Annotated in this window: 14 protein-coding genes and 2 tRNA genes; 7 read left to right on the top strand and 9 right to left on the bottom strand. The window is 70.3% G+C overall.

From position 1 onward, the window contains the following. Position 1 precedes the first annotated feature (1 nt). The 5 genes from IFT77_RS12255 (at position 2) to pknB (ending at position 7,788) form a co-directional block, all read left to right on the top strand. Complete coding sequence (locus IFT77_RS12255; RefSeq protein WP_123547417.1) at positions 2 to 1,246, top strand: PP2C family serine/threonine-protein phosphatase; 1,245 nt, start codon at positions 2 to 4, stop codon at positions 1,244 to 1,246. Continuing rightward, entirely contained in the window at positions 1,230 to 2,723 is a 1,494-nt protein-coding gene (locus tag IFT77_RS12260; protein ID WP_192170124.1) for an FtsW/RodA/SpoVE family cell cycle protein, read from the top strand. The genes IFT77_RS12255 and IFT77_RS12260 overlap by 17 nt, the downstream gene beginning before the upstream one ends. Then, a complete protein-coding gene (locus IFT77_RS12265; protein WP_192040502.1) occupies positions 2,723 to 4,195 on the top strand; it encodes a penicillin-binding protein 2 in 1,473 nt (490 codons plus the stop codon). The genes IFT77_RS12260 and IFT77_RS12265 overlap by 1 nt, the downstream gene beginning before the upstream one ends. Beyond that, positions 4,192 to 5,976: a serine/threonine-protein kinase gene (locus IFT77_RS12270; RefSeq protein WP_192170125.1), complete on the top strand. Its 1,785-nt coding sequence runs from the start codon at positions 4,192 to 4,194 to the stop codon at positions 5,974 to 5,976. The genes IFT77_RS12265 and IFT77_RS12270 overlap by 4 nt, the downstream gene beginning before the upstream one ends. A gap of 102 nt (positions 5,977 to 6,078) precedes the next feature. Continuing rightward, positions 6,079 to 7,788, top strand: a complete 1,710-nt coding sequence (gene pknB / locus IFT77_RS12275; RefSeq protein ID WP_192040500.1) for a Stk1 family PASTA domain-containing Ser/Thr kinase — start codon at positions 6,079 to 6,081, stop codon at positions 7,786 to 7,788. A 57-nt stretch (positions 7,789 to 7,845) separates the two neighbouring features. Here pknB and IFT77_RS12280 read toward each other — a convergent pair whose 3' ends face one another. Genes IFT77_RS12280 through IFT77_RS12290 form a run of 3 tightly spaced genes read right to left on the bottom strand, consistent with a single transcriptional unit; the run spans position 7,846 to position 9,418 of the window. Further along, on the bottom strand, positions 7,846 to 8,484 hold the full coding sequence (locus IFT77_RS12280; protein WP_192040499.1) for an aminodeoxychorismate/anthranilate synthase component II: 639 nt from the start codon (positions 8,482 to 8,484) through the stop codon (positions 7,846 to 7,848). Further along, positions 8,481 to 8,642, bottom strand: coding sequence for a hypothetical protein (locus IFT77_RS12285; RefSeq protein WP_192040498.1), 162 nt, complete (start codon positions 8,640 to 8,642; stop codon positions 8,481 to 8,483). The genes IFT77_RS12280 and IFT77_RS12285 overlap by 4 nt, the downstream gene beginning before the upstream one ends. A 2-nt stretch (positions 8,643 to 8,644) precedes the next feature. After that, the gene (locus tag IFT77_RS12290; protein ID WP_192040497.1) at positions 8,645 to 9,418 is read right to left on the bottom strand and encodes a class E sortase; all 774 of its coding nucleotides are present in this window, start codon (positions 9,416 to 9,418) and stop codon (positions 8,645 to 8,647) included. 114 nt (positions 9,419 to 9,532) lie between these two features. Here IFT77_RS12290 and IFT77_RS12295 point away from each other — a divergent pair, with 114 nt between their 5' ends. Then, positions 9,533 to 9,796: a cell division protein CrgA gene (locus IFT77_RS12295; protein WP_123547410.1), complete on the top strand. Its 264-nt coding sequence runs from the start codon at positions 9,533 to 9,535 to the stop codon at positions 9,794 to 9,796. 205 nt (positions 9,797 to 10,001) lie between these two features. Here IFT77_RS12295 and IFT77_RS16950 read toward each other — a convergent pair whose 3' ends face one another. Together IFT77_RS16950 and IFT77_RS12305 are read right to left on the bottom strand one after the other, a co-directional pair. After that, positions 10,002 to 10,847, bottom strand: coding sequence for a rhomboid family intramembrane serine protease (locus IFT77_RS16950; RefSeq protein ID WP_192040496.1), 846 nt, complete (start codon positions 10,845 to 10,847; stop codon positions 10,002 to 10,004). Further along, positions 10,848 to 11,387 carry a peptidylprolyl isomerase gene (locus IFT77_RS12305; protein WP_123547408.1) on the bottom strand — a complete coding sequence of 180 codons (540 nt, stop codon included), beginning with the start codon at positions 11,385 to 11,387 and terminating at the stop codon, positions 10,848 to 10,850. 138 nt (positions 11,388 to 11,525) lie between these two features. On the opposite strand from IFT77_RS12305, the gene IFT77_RS12310 reads away from it, so the two are divergent. After that, positions 11,526 to 12,071 (top strand): hypothetical protein, encoded by a 546-nt coding sequence (locus tag IFT77_RS12310; protein ID WP_192040495.1) that lies wholly within the window; start codon positions 11,526 to 11,528, stop codon positions 12,069 to 12,071. A gap of 326 nt (positions 12,072 to 12,397) precedes the next feature. Here the strand turns inward: IFT77_RS12310 and IFT77_RS12315 are convergent. From IFT77_RS12315 to gyrA, 4 genes are all read right to left on the bottom strand, one after another. Continuing rightward, positions 12,398 to 12,470, bottom strand: a tRNA-Ala gene (locus IFT77_RS12315). Positions 12,471 to 12,507: 37 nt separating this feature from the next. Next, positions 12,508 to 12,581, bottom strand: a tRNA-Ile gene (locus IFT77_RS12320). Positions 12,582 to 12,652: 71 nt separating this feature from the next. Next, positions 12,653 to 13,060 carry a DUF3566 domain-containing protein gene (locus tag IFT77_RS12325; protein ID WP_123547406.1) on the bottom strand — a complete coding sequence of 136 codons (408 nt, stop codon included), beginning with the start codon at positions 13,058 to 13,060 and terminating at the stop codon, positions 12,653 to 12,655. Continuing rightward, on the bottom strand, positions 13,053 to 15,725 hold the full coding sequence (gene gyrA / locus IFT77_RS12330; RefSeq protein ID WP_192040494.1) for a DNA gyrase subunit A: 2,673 nt from the start codon (positions 15,723 to 15,725) through the stop codon (positions 13,053 to 13,055). Before gyrA ends, IFT77_RS12325 begins: the two co-directional genes overlap by 8 nt. Positions 15,726 to 15,785 lie beyond the last annotated feature (60 nt).

The raw sequence follows: 15,785 nt of genomic DNA on the forward strand, positions 1-15,785 counted from the left end.
GATGACGACGCCCAAGAGTGCCGCCCTGTCCAACGTGGGCAAGATCCGGTCCAACAACCAGGACAGCGGCTACGCCGGTCAGCAGCTGTTCGTCGTCGCGGACGGCATGGGCGGCCACGCCGGCGGCGACGTCGCCTCGGCCATCGCCATCCGCCGCATCCGCGAGACCGACAAGCAGTACACGTCGCCGGGCGACGCGGAGTTCGCGCTGCAGTCGTCGCTGATCGCGGCCAACCAGCTGCTCGCCGAGACGGTCTTCGAGCACCAGGAGCTCACCGGCATGGGCACGACCGTGAGCGCGCTGCTCCGCGTCGGCGACAGCATGACGATCGCCCACATCGGCGACTCCCGCATCTACCTGTGGCGCGACGGCGAGCTGAGCCAGATCACCGCCGACCACACCTTCGTCCAGCGGCTCGTCGACAGCGGCCGGATCACGGCCGAGGAGGCGGCGGTCCACCCCCGCAGGAGCGTCCTGATGCGCGTCCTCGGCGACGTCGACGCGGCCCCCGAGATCGACACGGCCATCATCGGCACCCAGCCGGGCGACCGCTGGCTCATCTGCTCCGACGGGCTGAGCAGCTACCTCGCCGAGGACCGCATCAAGAAGGCCCTCGCCGCCGGCCTCGACGCCGACCAGACGACGCGCCGCCTCGTCAAGGAGACCCTCGACCACGGCGCCCCCGACAACGTGACGGTCGTGGTCGTCGACGTCGACGACACCGGCGACTCGTCCGTCGAGCCTCCGGTCACGGTCGGCTCGGCGTCGGCCCCGCTGACGTTCGAGGGCGAGGCCGGTCGCAAGTCGCTGCGCCTGCCGACGATCCTGCTGCACCCCCTGAAGGTCGCCTCGACCCCGGAGGACAGCCACTTCGAGCCCGAGTCCGACGAGTACCTCGCCGAGCTCATCGCCGAGGACAGGCGTCGGCGTCGCCGTCGCCGCGTCACCTGGCTGGTGGCGCTGGTCGTCGCCGTCGGCGCCCTCGTCGCCGGCCTGTTCCTCGCCTACCAGTGGACGCAGGACCACTACTACGTCGGCGAGCGGAACGGCACGGTCGTGATCTACAAGGGCGTCCAGCAGACGCTCGGCCCGATCACACTGAGCGAGGTGCACGAGGTCACCGACGTCCGGGTGGACGACCTGCCGAACTACACGCAGCAGACCGTCGAGGACACGATCAACGCGGACTCGCTGGGCGACGCCCGCGCCATCGTCGAGAGGCTGGCCGATGCCGTCGCTCGATGACCAGCGGTCCGACGAGGCCTCCACCGAGCTGATCGGCCGTCCCGCAGGAGGCGCGGGGGCGTCCCGCGGACCCGCCCGCTCCTCCGGTGCCTCGCCTCGTGACCCCGGGCAGGCCCAGAACCTGACGCAGGCGATCACGCTGCGGCTGCGCCAGCCCGCGAAGCTGCGGAACCTCGAGCTGCTGCTGCTGATCGTCGCGGCCGGCATCTGCGCCGGGGCCATCGTCCTCGTGCAGCTGGGCGCGACCGGGGCGATCGACGCCTCCGTGCTGGTGGCCGGCTCCGCCGTGCTCGGCCTCGGGCTGATCTTCCACCTCGTGCTCCGGGTCGTCGCCCGCGAGGCCGACCCGTTCCTCCTGCCGATCGCGCTGACGCTCAACGGCATCGGCATCTCGATGATCTACCGGATCGACCTCGCCTACGGGCGCGAGGGCTGGGCCGCCTTCGGCATCAAGCAGATCGCGTGGACGGTCATGGCGATGACGATCGCGCTCGTCGCGCTGATCGTGGTGCGCAACTACCGGGTGCTCTCGCGGTACCGCTACATCGCGATGTTCGTGTCCATCGCGCTGCTCCTGCTGCCCCTGGTCCCCGGCCTGGGTCGTGAGGGGCTGAACGCGCGCGTCTGGATCGACATCGGCCCGTTCTCGTTCCAGCCGGGCGAGATCGCGAAGATCACGCTGGCGATCTTCTTCGCGGGGTACCTGGTGACCGCCCGCGACAACCTCTCGCTGATGGGGCCCAAGATCCTCGGCATGCGGTTCCCGCGCGCCCGCGACCTCGGGCCGATCCTCATCGTCTGGGTCGTCGCCATGGGCGTGCTGATCTTCCAGCGCGACCTCGGCACCTCGCTGCTGTACTTCGGGCTGTTCCTGGTCATGATCTACATCGGCACGGGCCGCGGCAGCTGGATCGTGCTGGGCCTCACGATGTTCCTCGGGGGCGCCATCGTCGCCAGCACGTTCCTCGGGTACGTCCAGGGGCGCTTCCGGGCCTGGCTCAACCCGTTCGACCCTGCCGAGTACACGGCCGACGGCGGCTCGTTCCAGCTCGTGACGGGCCTGTTCGGCTTCGCGAACGGCGGCCTCGTCGGCACCGGGCTCGGCCAGGGCCGTCCGCAGACGACGCCCCTCGCCGAGAGCGACTACATCTTCGCCTCGCTCGGCGAGGAGCTCGGGCTGGCCGGGATCTTCGCGATCCTGGCGCTCTACCTGCTGCTCGTCTCCCGTGGCTTCCGCATCGGCTTCGTCGGCCAGGACGACTTCGGGCGGATGCTCGGCGTCGGCATCGCCTTCGTCATCGCCCTGCAGGTGTTCGTCGTGATGGGCGGCGTCACGCGGGTGATCCCCCTGACCGGGCTGACGGCCCCCTTCATGGCCGCGGGCGGCTCCTCCCTCGTGGCGAACTGGATCATCGTGGCGCTCCTCTTGCGGCTGTCCGACTCCGTCCGCGACCAACCGAGGCTGGTGATCGGCTGATGAACAAAGAACTCAAGCGCGTGAGCTTCGTGGTGCTCGCCATGTTCGTGGCGCTCTTCATCTCGAGCTCGTACATCACGACGATCCAGGCCGACACGCTGCGCGCCGACGGGCGCAACTACCGGTCCCTGCTCGCGAGCTACTCGGCCCAGCGCGGCCCGATCCTCGTGGGCGGCCAGCCCGTGGCGCAGTCGGTGCCCGTCGACGACGTGTACGAGTTCCAGCGGACCTACCCGCAGCCGGAGCTCTACGCCCCCGTGACGGGCTACTACACGCTCGGCCAGGGCTCTCGCGGCGTCGAGGACGCCATGAACCAGCAGCTGACGGGCAACGCCAACTCGCAGTTCTTCGACCAGATCAACTCCCTGCTCACCGGCCAGGACCCGGAGGGCGCCACGGTGAACCTCACGCTCGACCCCGCGGTGCAGCAGGCGGCCTACGACGCTCTCGGCGACAACTCCGGCTCGGTCGTCGCGATGGACCCGGCGACGGGCAAGATCCTCGCCATGGTGTCGAAGCAGAGCTACGACCCGAACCCTCTCGCGTCGCACGACCCCGCGGCGGTCAAGAGCTCGTACGACGCCCTCGTCGCCGACCCGTCCGACCCGCTGCAGAACAGGGCGATCCAGGGCGACCTCTACGCCCCGGGCTCCACGTTCAAGCTGGTCACGGTCGCCGCGGCCCTCGAGAGCGGCGACTACACCCCCGACAGCGAGTTCCCGAACCCGGCGACCCTGCAGCTGCCCGGCTCCACCTTCAGCATCAACAACGCCGAGGGCGGCAGCTGCGGAGGCGGCGAGACGGCCACCATCGCCACCGCTCTCCGCCTGTCGTGCAACATCCCCATGGCCCAGCTCGGGCAGGCGCTCGGCGCCGACGCCATGGCCGACCAGGCCGCGGCGTTCGGCTTCGGCGACGACTCGATCGACATCCCCCAGGCCGTCACGCCGAGCCGCTTCCCGATCGAGCGCGACGGAGAGCCGATCGACGACGCCACGCTCATGCTGCAGTCGTTCGGCCAGGGCTCGGACCGTGTCACGCCGCTCCAGATGGCCATGGTCTCGTCCGCGATCGCCAACGGCGGCACGCTCATGGACCCGACGCTCATCGAGAGCGTCCTGAACCCGGACCTCAGCCCTGTGGAGGACTTCTCGCCCAGCGAGTACGGGAAACCGGTCAGCACGGCGACGGCTCAGACGATGACCGACATGATGGTGCAGGACGTCGCGGACGGCGCCGCCAGCGGTGCGAGAATCGCTGGTGTCGACGTCGCGGGCAAGACGGGAACGGCCGAGAACGGCCCGGGCGACCCCTACACGTTGTGGTTCACCGGCTTCGCGCCGGCGGCGGACCCAGAAGTGGCCATCTCGGTGGTCGTCGAGAACGGCGGCGGACTCGGACAGTCCGCGTTCGGGAACAGTGTCGCGTCACCAATCGCGAAGAAAGTACTAGAGGCGGTGCTGAACAAATGAGACCTTCCGGCGGAATCACCTTCGGTGGGCGATACCAGTTGTCGACCCGCGTCGCCATCGGCGGCATGGGCGAGGTCTGGGAAGCCACGGACCTGGTCATCGGCCGCACGGTCGCGATCAAGATCCTCAAGGACGAGTACCTCGGCGACCCCGGGTTCCTCGAGCGCTTCCGCGCCGAGGCGCGGCACGCCGCCCTCGTCAACCACGAGGGCATCGCGAACGTCTTCGACTACGGCGAGGAAGAGGGCAGCGCCTACCTCGTGATGGAGCTCGTCCCCGGCGAGGCCATGTCGACCGTGCTCGAGCGCGACCGGGTGCTGCCCACCGACAAGGTGCTCGACATCGTCGCGCAGACCGCCTCCGCCCTGCAGGCGGCCCACGCCGCGGGCCTCGTGCACCGGGACATCAAGCCGGGCAACCTGCTCGTGACGCCCGACGGCCGCGTCAAGATCACCGACTTCGGCATCGCGCGCATCGCCGACCAGGTGCCGCTCACCGCCACCGGCCAGGTCATGGGAACGGTGCAGTACCTGTCGCCCGAGCAGGCGAGCGGGCACCCCGCGTCGCCGAGCACCGACATCTACTCGCTCGGCATCGTGGCGTACGAGGCGCTGGCCGGCCGGCGTCCGTTCACGGGTGAGTCGCAGGTCGCCATCGCGATGGCGCAGATCAACGAGCAGCCGCCGGACCTGCCCTCGACGGTGTCCGAGCCCGTGCGTCGCCTGGTGCTCTCCTGCATCGCCAAGAAGCCGGCCGACCGCCCCGCCAGCGCCTCGGCGCTCGCCCAGGCGGCCCGGGCCCTGCGTCGAGGCGACGTGGCCGCTGCCACCGTGGCGGTCCCGATGATCGGCATGGCCGCCGCCGGGGCAGGCGACACCGCGACCCAGGCCTTCAGCGCCCAGGACGCCACCACCCAGCTCTACGACCCCACCGGCAGCACGCGTCAGCAGCCGGGCGCCGCCGCCTGGACGCCCGGCTCCGCCGACCCCGAGGCCCAGCGCGGCGAGGGCGACGAGCTGGACGACGAGAAGAAGCCGCGCAGCCCGTGGTTCTGGCCCCTCATCGTGCTGGGCGTCATCGTCCTGGTCGGTGTCGCTGCCCTCGTCGCGTTCGCGGTGAACTCGGACGACCCGGCGCCGGCCCCGACCACCCCGTCGTCGTCGGCCCCCGCGCCGTCCCCGTCGACCACGACGCCGGAGCCGGAGCCGAGCCCGACGACGGTCGCCGTCGACGAGAGCGCCTACGTCGGCCTCGCCGAGGACGACGCCCGCAGCCGACTCGCCGACCTGGGCCTCGACGTCCTGTCGGTCGACGCGACCACGCAGGCGCCCGACGAGGCCGCGGTCGGCACCGTCGCGGGCCTCGACCGCAGCGGCAACGTGCCCATCGGCGCCTCGGTGACGATGTACATCTACCGTGCCGCGCCGACGCCCCCGCAGCCCACGGCGCCGACCGCCTCCGCGCCCCAGGTCAGCGGCGACGGCCAGGAGCAGGTCACCATCTCGTGGCAGGCGTACGGCAACTGCCCCGTGGGCTACACGCTGACCGGGTACACGTACTCGGTCACGGGCGGCACGGACACCGCCGGCCAGACCAGCGGACAGCTCGGCACGAACGTCACGAGCGTGTCCGTGAAGTCGGCGACGCCCGGCAACATGACCGTCCAGTACGTGGCCGTCTGCGGCCAGCTGAGCTCGGCTCCGTCGGCCGGCGTGACGGGCGCCGTCACGGCTCCCGCCATGAGCCCCAGCCCGAGCCCCAGCAACGGCGAGGACGGGTAGCGCGAGGGTCCGNGGCCCCGTCCGGGGGTCGAGGCCCGGATACACTGGGTGCGGTTCGGAAGGGTCGCGCAGGCAGCGGGGTCCCAGAGGGGAGACTGGCGCGTGGCTGAAGGCGTGAGAGAGGGCATCCACCTCCTCGCCAACCGGTACCAGATCGGCGAGCTGATCGGCCGGGGCGGGATGGCCGACGTCCACGTCGGGACCGACGCGCGGCTCGGCCGCCGTGTGGCGATCAAGCTGATGAAGCCGTCGCTCGCCACCGACCCCGCGTTCCGCACCCGCTTCCGCCAGGAGGCGCAGGCCGCGGCCCGCATGGCGCACCCCACCATCGTCCGCGTCTTCGACGCCGGCGAGGAGTCGACGCGGGACCGCAGCGGCCACGAGGTGCAGGTCCCCTTCATCGTCATGGAGTACGTCGAGGGGCGGCTCCTCAAGGACGTCGTCCGCGAGGGCCCGATGGACCCGACCGAGGCCGTCCGCATCACCGAGGGCATCCTGACCGCCCTCGAGTACTCGCACCGGGCGGGCGTCGTGCACCGCGACATCAAGCCCGGCAACGTCATGATCACGCACTCCGGCCAGGTCAAGGTCATGGACTTCGGCATCGCCCGAGCCATCTCCGACTCCTCCGCGACCGTCGCGCAGACGACGACCATCCTCGGCACGGCCCAGTACTTCAGCCCCGAGCAGGCACGGGGCGAGACGGTCGACGCCCGCTCCGACCTCTACTCGACCGGCGTCCTGCTCTTCGAGCTCCTCACCGGCCGCGCGCCGTTCCGGGGCGACTCCCCCGTGGCGGTCGCCTACCAGCACGTCAGCGAAGCGCCCGTGCCCCCGAGCACGGTGGCGCCCGCGGTCTCCCCGGCCCTGGACGCCGTGGTGCTCCGTGCCCTCGCGAAGGACCGCTTCGAGCGCTTCCAGACGGCCGCCGACTTCCGGGCCGACGTCCACGCCGCCGGCGAGGGTCGTGCGCCCGAGCGACGCCGGGCCGCGCCCGAGGCCGGCTCGACGCTCTTCGGCGTCGACCCGCACAGCCGGGTCGGCAGCGAGGCCGCGCTCAAGGAACTCTCCTCCGACGACAACGACCGGCCCCAGCGGACGCAGACCCGACCCCCGGTCGCCTGGATCTGGGCGGGCATCGTGCTCGTCGGCATCGTGATCGTGGCCGTGGTGTTCTGGGTGGTGAACCTCCAGCCGCCCCAGATCGACAACGCCCAGACCTCGACCATCCCCGTCGTCGCCGGCAGCACCTACGACGACGTCGCCGCCCAGCTGGGCGACCTCGACCTCACGGTGACGCGCACCGACGCCCCGAGCGACACCGTCGACGAGGGCCTCGTCATCTCCACCGACCCGGAGGCCGGCACGGCCGTGCTCAAGAACTCCGCCGTGGCCGTCACGGTGTCCTCGGGGCCCGTCCAGGTCGCGATGCCCGGCGTCGACGGCCAGCAGCTCGACGCAGCCTGGGCCGCGATCACCGCGGCCGGGCTCGTCCAGGGGCAGCAGGTCTCCGACTACTCGCCCGACGTCCCCGAGAACGGCGTGCTCGAGTCGACGCCGGCGGCCGGCACCCAGGTCGACGTCGGCAGCACGGTCGACCTCGTCGTCAGCAACGGCAAGGTGAGCGTGCCCGACGTGACCCGCCAGTCGTTCGAGCAGGCCGTCTCGGTCCTCGGCGACCAGCTCGGCCTGACGGTCAAGTCGTACGTCGACCCCGGCTGCTCCGGCGGCAGCGTGTCCAACCAGTCCCTCCCGCCGGGAGACCAGCCGCAGGGTTCCGAGATCACGCTCGGCGTGTGCAGCGCAGGCTGACCCGCGCGGCTGCTGACGGCCACGGGCCCAGACGGCCGACGCGGCCGGGGGCCGACGTCAGCTCAGGTCGACCAGCGGGCTCAGCGAGCGCGCGGTGACCGACGCCTCCGGCAGGCCGGCGACGCCGAGCCAGTTGCCGATCATCTGGTAGCCGCCCTGGGTGAGCACCGACTCCGGGTGGAACTGCACGCCGTAGAGCGGCGCGGAACGGTGCTGCAGGCCCATGATGACCCCGCCGGAGGTGCGGGACGTGACCTCGAGGTCGCCCGGCACCGTCTCGTCGACGACGGCCAGCGAGTGGTACCGGGTGGCCGTGAAGGGCTGCGGCACGTCGGCGTAGAAGGCGCTGTCGTCGTGCTCGACGCGCGACGTCTTGCCGTGCATCAGCTCTTCCGCGTGCGTGACGGTGGCGCCGAGTGCCTCGGCGATGGCCTGGTGGCCGAGGCAGACGCCGAGCAGCGGCTTGTCGACCGCGAGGGCGGCGTGCACGACGTCGACCGAGACGCCCGCCGCCGCCGGCGTGCCCGGGCCGGGCGAGAGCAGGACGGCGTCGTACTCGGCGATGCGACCGGCGATCTCGTCGCGGCCGAAGGCGTCGTTGCGCACGACGTCGGTCTCGGCCCCGAGCTGCTGCAGGTAGCCGTTCAGCGTGTAGACGAAGCTGTCGTAGTTGTCGACGACCAGGATGCGCGTCATTGTTCCTCCACGGTGACGTCGGGGGCGGGGACGAGCTCGTTCACGAGCGGGAAGACCCACTCGACCAGGGCGAACAGGACGGCGGCGAGGAGCACGAGCAGCAACAGGAGCCGCAGCCACCAGGGGCCCGGGAGCACGCGCCAGAGGGCGCCGTACACGGTCAGCCCCCGATCCCGGCCGCGGCCAGGGCGGCGGGCGGGCCGTCCGAGAGCGGCTGCCACGAGTCGAAGACGCCGTAGGCGACGATGCGCTCCTGGGCGGTGAACATGGGGTTGCAGCTGGTGAGGGTGATGAGGCGCTCCCCGGAGGCGGCGGAGACGTCAGGTGCGTCGGGCACGGGCTGGAGCACCGAGACCTGGGTCGCCTGCACGTACTGGAGGTTGCGGAAGGTGTAGGTGTACCAGCCGTCGGCCGTCTGGACGTAGAGCTCGTCGCCCGGTCGCAGGTCGGCGACCTCGTTGAACGGGGCGCCGTAGGTCGTCCGGTGCGCGGCGATCCCGAAGTTGCCGACCTCGCCGGGCATCTGCGTGTCGTCGTAGTGCCCGATGCCGATCTTGTTCAGGGTGCGGACCGTGCTCGTGCCGCCCGCGATCGGCACCGCGTAGTCGGCGCCGAAACGCGGCACGTACAGGTTCGCGAAGGTCTCCGCCTCGGCGGGGGCGGCGGTGACCGGGGGGTCGCCGGCCTCGTCCGCGGTGGCGGGAGGCGCCTCCTGCGCCTGGCGCTCGAGCTGCTGCGAGAGCTGCGAGGCCTGGTCCCGGTGCTCGCCTGCCACGACCAGGTCGTTGAACCACTGCTGCCACGCGATGAAGAGCAGCACCAGGACGCCGGCCGTGATGAGGAGCTCGCCGAGCACGCCGACGAACGACACGGGGCGGCGCCGTCGCCGGGGACGACGGCCGTCGGCGGGGGCGATGCGCGCGTCGACGGTCATGGGGTCGATCCTAACCGCGGCGCCTGGGGTGTCGGGGGCTGCACGCCGGACCCTGTGGACGAGGTCCCGCACGGCCGAGGGGCCCGTCAGGGCCGCCACGCTAGGATGTGCGCCATGGCTGCAGACAAGAACCCCACCTCGAAGCCCGCCCGCGCCCGCGCGGACCGCTCCGCCGAGGCGCGCCCCGCGGCCGACGCCCCGAACCCGGTGTGGTTCAAGCCGGTCATGTTCGGCTTCATGCTGATCGGCCTGGCCTGGATCGTCGTCTTCTACGTGAGCCAGAGCGCCCTGCCCATCGGCTCGCTCGGCTCCTGGAACATCCTGATCGGCTTCGGGATCATGTTCATCGGGTTCCTCATGACCACCCGTTGGCGCTAGGCACCCGAGACCTCCGTCCCTCTCGAACAGGCGTTCGCACTTACACGGCTGTAACTATCCCCACTGTGGACAGTCCTGTGGATAAGTCGGTGGACAACCTCGTTCTCTGAGATGTGAGCGGCCCGACGACGAAGGAGGCGGCACCCGGGTGGGTGCCGCCTCCTTCGTTCTCCTCACCTCACGTCGGAGGCACCCGCGGGCCGGGTCAGAGGTAGCCGAGGTACATCGCCGAGCGCCCGAGGACGATCAGCAGGCAGACCGCACCGATGGCGACGAGACCCGCCGTCTGCAGGCCGACCTTCGAGCGGTGGCGTGTCTTCGTGTAGACGAACGACACCAGGGCGCCCACGACGAGGCCGCCGACGTGCGCCTGCCACGAGATGTTCGGGGAGACGAGGCCGATGGCGAGGTTGATGCCCAGCACCACGAGCAGCTGGACGCCGTTCGAGCCGCCCAGGCTGCGGGCGATCACGAAGAAGCCCGCCATGAGGCCGAAGATCGCGCCGGAGGCGCCCACCACCGGGGTGGTCGGCGACAGGAGCGTCACCGCGGCCGCGCCGCCCAGCCCGCTGATGAAGTAGAGCGCCGCGTAGCGGGCCCTGCCCAACGTCCGCTCGAGCTGCGCTCCGAAGATGTACAGCGCGTACATGTTGAAGAGGATGTGCAGGACGCCGCCGTGGGTGAACATCGACGTGACGATGCGCCACGGCTCGACGAGCGCGATCGGCGCGTAGTACGAGAACGCCGAGCTGACCACGCCGCCCGTGAGCACCTGCGCGAGGTACACGACGAGGCTGACGCCGATGAGGCCGTACGTGACGACCGGGGCCCCGCCGCGGGAGGCGCTGCGGATGCTGCCCAGGACACGAGGCTGCACGCGCGGAGCGGAGGCCTGAGCCTCGCGCACGCACTCCGGGCAGTGCACGCCCACCGCGGCCGGGGTCTGGCACTGGCCGCAGATGGTGCGACCGCACCGCTGGCAGAGCACGAAGCTCTGCCTGTCGGGGTGCCGGTAGCAGTAGTTCGCTGCGTCGGCGGGGACCTGTGTCACCTAGACCTCGTCGATGGTGACGCTCTCGATCACGACGTCCTCGAGGGGCTTGTCGCGCGCGTCGGTGGGGACGGCCTCGATGGCGTCGACGACCTTCTTGGACTCGTCGTCGGCGACGACGCCGAAGATGGTGTGCTTGCCCTGCAGCCACGGCGTGGCGACGGTGGTGATGAAGAACTGCGAGCCGTTGGTGCCGCGGCCGCCCTGCTTGCCGGCGTTCGCCATGGCGAGGACGTAGGGCTCGCCGAAGTTCAGCTCGGGGTGGATCTCGTCGTCGAACTGGTAGCCGGGGCCGCCGATGCCCTGGCCGAGCGGGTCGCCGCCCTGGAGCATGAAGTCCTTGATGATGCGGTGGAAGACGACGCCGTCGTAGAGCCGGTCGGTGCTGACCTTGCCCGTGGAGGGGTGGGTCCACTCGATGGTGCCGGTGGCGAGCCCGGTGAAGTTGGCGACGGTCTTGGGTGCGTGGTCGCCGAAGAGGTTCACGGTGATGGTGCCGTGGTTGGTCTTGATGGTGGCGACAGCGGTGTGCGTAGACATGAGGCCATTCTCCCACAGGGCCCTCAGCACATCAGCGGGTGCCCAGCGAGCACGGTGTTACCTGCCAGGAAGCCTCGTGCCAGACTGGGAGGCCAGCAGCGAACCGAGCCGTTGCGCACTAGTCGTTGGAGGAACACTGTGGCCCTGTCACGCAAGCAGAAGAAAGAACTGAAGAAGTTCAAGAAGCACGCGTTCGACGTGTGGTCCGAGCAGCGCGAGGTCGTGAGCCACGCAGGCAAGGTCATCGGCGACGCCCGTGACCACGGAGTCCGCTACGCCAACAAGAACGTGACGCCGCGCATCAAGCACGCCGTCGACCAGAACGTCCGTCCGGCCGTCTCGCAGGGCCTCTCGGCCGGCAGCCACGCCGCGACCGTCGCCCAGGACCGTCTGAAGCACGACGTCTACCCGGCCCTCTCCTCCTACTTCGGCGGTCTCGACCTCGTCAACGACCCCAAGGTCGCGAAGGCCGTCAAGAAGGCCAAGAAGCAGGGCGGCAAGTTCGCCTCGCAGGCGTCGAAGTACGCGCCGACCAAGAAGAAGTCGGGCCCCGGCGTCGGCGGCGTGTTGCTGATCGGCCTCGGCGTCGTGGCGCTCGGCGGCCTCGTCTTCGCCGCCGTGCAGACGCTCCGCGCCGACGACGAGCTCTGGGTCGCCGACGACGACGCCGACACGAAGGCCTAGTCACTCAGTCCCCACCCGCACCACCCCGCAGGGCCCGCCTCCTCCCCGGAGCCGGGCCCTCCGCACACCCCCCGGCGCCGCAACGAGCGAAGCGAAGTTGCGACCGGCGACGAGCGAAGCGACGTCGCCCCCTCGCGGCAACGAGCGAAGCGAAGTTGCGCCCCCGACGAGCGAAGCGACGTCGCCCGCTGCGCAGGCGGCTGTACCGTCTGGGTCGGCGTAGCCGACACGCTGCGCCGCAGGAGCGGCGGCGCAGCCGAACCAGCACGAACGAAAAATCCCCGCGAACCCACGACGTGGGCGAGCAGGGAAAGGCCTATTTTTCGTGGAGCCTAGGAGAATCGAACTCCTGACATCCTGCTTGCAAAGCAGGCGCTCTACCAACTGAGCTAAGGCCCCGAGGTACCGGGTGCACCCGTCGGAGGACCTTCGGGAGTGGGGCTAACAGGACTTGAACCTGTGACCTCTTCGTTATCAGCGAAGCGCTCTAACCGCCTGAGCTATAGCCCCCGGACCGTCGTAAAGCCTACAGCACCACGACGGAGATGACGAATCGACCGCAGGGGCCGATCCGACCCGGATCAGTTGTTCGTGAAGCCGACCAGCAGGCCGCCGGTGACCCGGACGCTCAGGTTGTAGAGCACGGCCACGACGGCGCCGAGCACGGTGCCGACCACGACGTTCAGCACGGCCACGACGATCGAGAACAGCATGACCTGCCCGACGTTGAAGCTGTCCTGGATGGTGAAGTTCTGGTCGCCCAGGATGTCGCGCAGCACCTGGTCGAGGTCGTTGAAGATGCCCGTCTGGTTGAGGATCAGCCAGATCAGGAACGTCGCCACGACGGTGACGATCCCGAGCGCGACAGCGATCAGGAACGACAGCTTCACGACGGACCAGAAGTCGATGTAGACGAGCTTCAGGCGCACCTGCTTGGTGCCGGACGGGCGCGCGGTCTTGCGCTGAAGCTTCTCGGCGACGCTACTCATTGGTCGGTTCCTCTCCGGTGCTGCTGTCGTCGGCCGTGTCCGCGGGTGCCTCCGTGACGGGGTCGACGGCGTCGATCACGTCTCCGGGGCTGACTGCGGGCACGGCGTCGTTGTCGCCGACGGCGTCGATGACGGCCTCGTCGGACGGTGCCACGAGGTTGCGCTCGGTGTTGCGCGCCAGTGCGATGATGCGGTCGTCGGCGGCGAACCGCGCGAAGACGACACCCATGGTGTCACGTCCCTTCGCCGGTACCTCGGCCACGGCAGAACGTACCACCTTGCCGCTCGAGAGCACGACGAGCACCTCGTCGTCGTCGCCGACGATAAGGGCGCCGGCCAGGTCGCCCCGGGCCTCCGCGAGCTTGGCGACCTTGATGCCGAGCCCGCCGCGGTTCTGCACGCGGTACTGGTCCGCGCCGGTGCGCTTGGCGTAGCCGCCCTCGGTGACGACGAAGACGTAGCCCGTGTCGTCGGCCACGGAGGCGGAGAGCAGCGTGTCGCCCTCGCGGAAGGTCATCCCCTTCACCCCGGACGTGGAGCGGCCCATCGGGCGCAGCGAGTCGTTGGTGGCCGTGAAGCGCAGCGACATGCCGTGGCGCGAGACGAGCAGCAGGTCGTCGCTCTCGTCGACGAGCAGCGCCGAGACGAGCTCGTCGTCGTCGCGGAGGTTGATGGCGATGATGCCGCCCGTGCGGTTCGTGTCGTACTCGGTCAGGGCCGTCTTCTTGATGAGGCCGTCGCGGGTCGCGAGCACGAGGTACTGGGCGACCTCGTAGTCGCGGATGTCGAGCACCTGCGAGATCGACTCGTCCGGCTGCATGGCGAGGAGGTTCGCGACGTGCTGTCCCTTGGCGTCGCGTCCCGCCTCCTGCAGCTCGTAGGTCTTGGCCCGGTAGACGCGTCCCTTGTCGGTGAGGAAGAGCAGCCAGTGGTGCGTCGTCGTGACGAAGAAGTGGTCGACGACGTCGTCGGCCCGCAGCTGCGCGCCGCGGACGCCCTTGCCACCGCGGTGCTGGCTGCGGTAGTTGTCGCTGCGGGTGCGCTTCACGTAGCCGCCGCGGGTGATGGTGACGACCATCTCCTCCTCGGGGATCAGGTCCTCGACGCTCATGTCGCCGTCGAAGCCGAGCATGATCTCCGTGCGCCGGTCGTCGCCGAACTTGTCGGTGATCTCGCGCAGCTCGTCGCTGACGATCGTGCGCTGGCGCTCGGGCTTGGCGAGGATGTCCTTGTAGTCGGCGATCTCGCGCTCGAGCTTGTCGGCGTCGTCCTGGATCTTCTGGCGCTCGAGGGCGGCCAGGCGGCGCAGCTGGAGGTTGAGGATGGCGGAGGCCTGGACCTCGTCGACGTCCAGCAGGTCCATGAGGCCGGCGCGCGCCTCCTCGACCGTGGGCGAGCGGCGGATGAGCGCGATGACCTCGTCGAGGGCGTCGAGCGCCTTGAGGTAGCCGCGGAGGATGTGGGCGTCCGCCTCGGCCTTGCGCAGGCGGAACTGGGTGCGCCGGACGATGACGTCGATCTGGTGCGCCACCCAGGCGGAGATGAAGCCGTCGAGCGCCAGCGTGCGGGGCACGCCGTCGACGATGGCCAGCATGTTGGCGCCGAAGTTCTCCTGGAGGGAGGTGTGCTTGTACAGGTTGTTGAGGACGACCTTCGCGACGGCGTCGCGCTTCAGGACGATGACGAGGCGCTGCCCGGTACGGCCCGAGGTCTCGTCGCGGATGTCGGCGATGCCGCCGATGCGGCCGTCCTTGACGAGCTCGGCGATCTTGATCGCGAGGTTGTCGGGGTTGACCTGGTAAGGCAGCTCGGTGACGACGAGGCAGGTGCGGCCCTGGATCTCCTCGACGTTCACGACGGCCCGCATGGTGATCGAGCCACGGCCCGTGCGGTAGGCGTCCTGGATGCCGCGGACGCCGAGGATCTGCGCGCCGGTGGGGAAGTCCGGCCCCTTGATGCGCTCCATCAGCGCCTCGAGCAGCTCCTCGCGGGAGGCCTCGGGGTGGGCGAGCGACCACTGCGCGCCCTCGGCGACCTCGCGGAGGTTGTGCGGCGGGATGTTCGTCGCCATGCCGACGGCGATGCCGACCGAGCCGTTGACGAGGAGGTTCGGGAAGCGTGCCGGCAGGATGGCCGGCTCCTGCGTGCGGCCGTCGTAGTTGTCCTGGAAGTCGACGGTGTCCTCGTCGATGTCGCGGACCATCTCGAGGGCGAGCGGCGCCATCTTCGTCTCGGTGTACCGGGGGGCTGCAGCGCCGTCGTTGCCGGGCGACCCGAAGTTGCCCTGGCCGAGCGCGAGCGGGTAGCGGAGGCTCCACGGCTGGACCAGCCGGACGAGGGCGTCGTAGATGGCCGTGTCGCCGTGCGGGTGGAACTGGCCCATCACGTCGCCGACGACGCGCGAGCACTTCGAGAACGCGCGGTCGGGACGGTAGCCGCCGTCGTACATCGCGTAGATCACGCGACGGTGGACGGGCTTGAGGCCGTCGCGCACCTCGGGCAGCGCACGGCCGACGATGACGCTCATCGCGTAGTCGAGGTACGAGCGCTGCATCTCGAGCTGCAGGTCGACCTGCTCGATGCTGTCGCGCTTGATCGCCGCGGGGAACGCGGTGGTGCCCTCGGCGTCGGTGCCCTCGGGGGTGTCGTTCGGCTCGTCGGCCATGATTCTCCGTCTGTCGTGGTCTGCCCCGGTGTCCTCCGCGGGGCGCGGGCGTGCTCCGGC

Source organism: Frigoribacterium sp. CFBP 13729 (assembly GCF_014841875.1).
GTDB lineage: Bacteria > Actinomycetota > Actinomycetes > Actinomycetales > Microbacteriaceae > Frigoribacterium.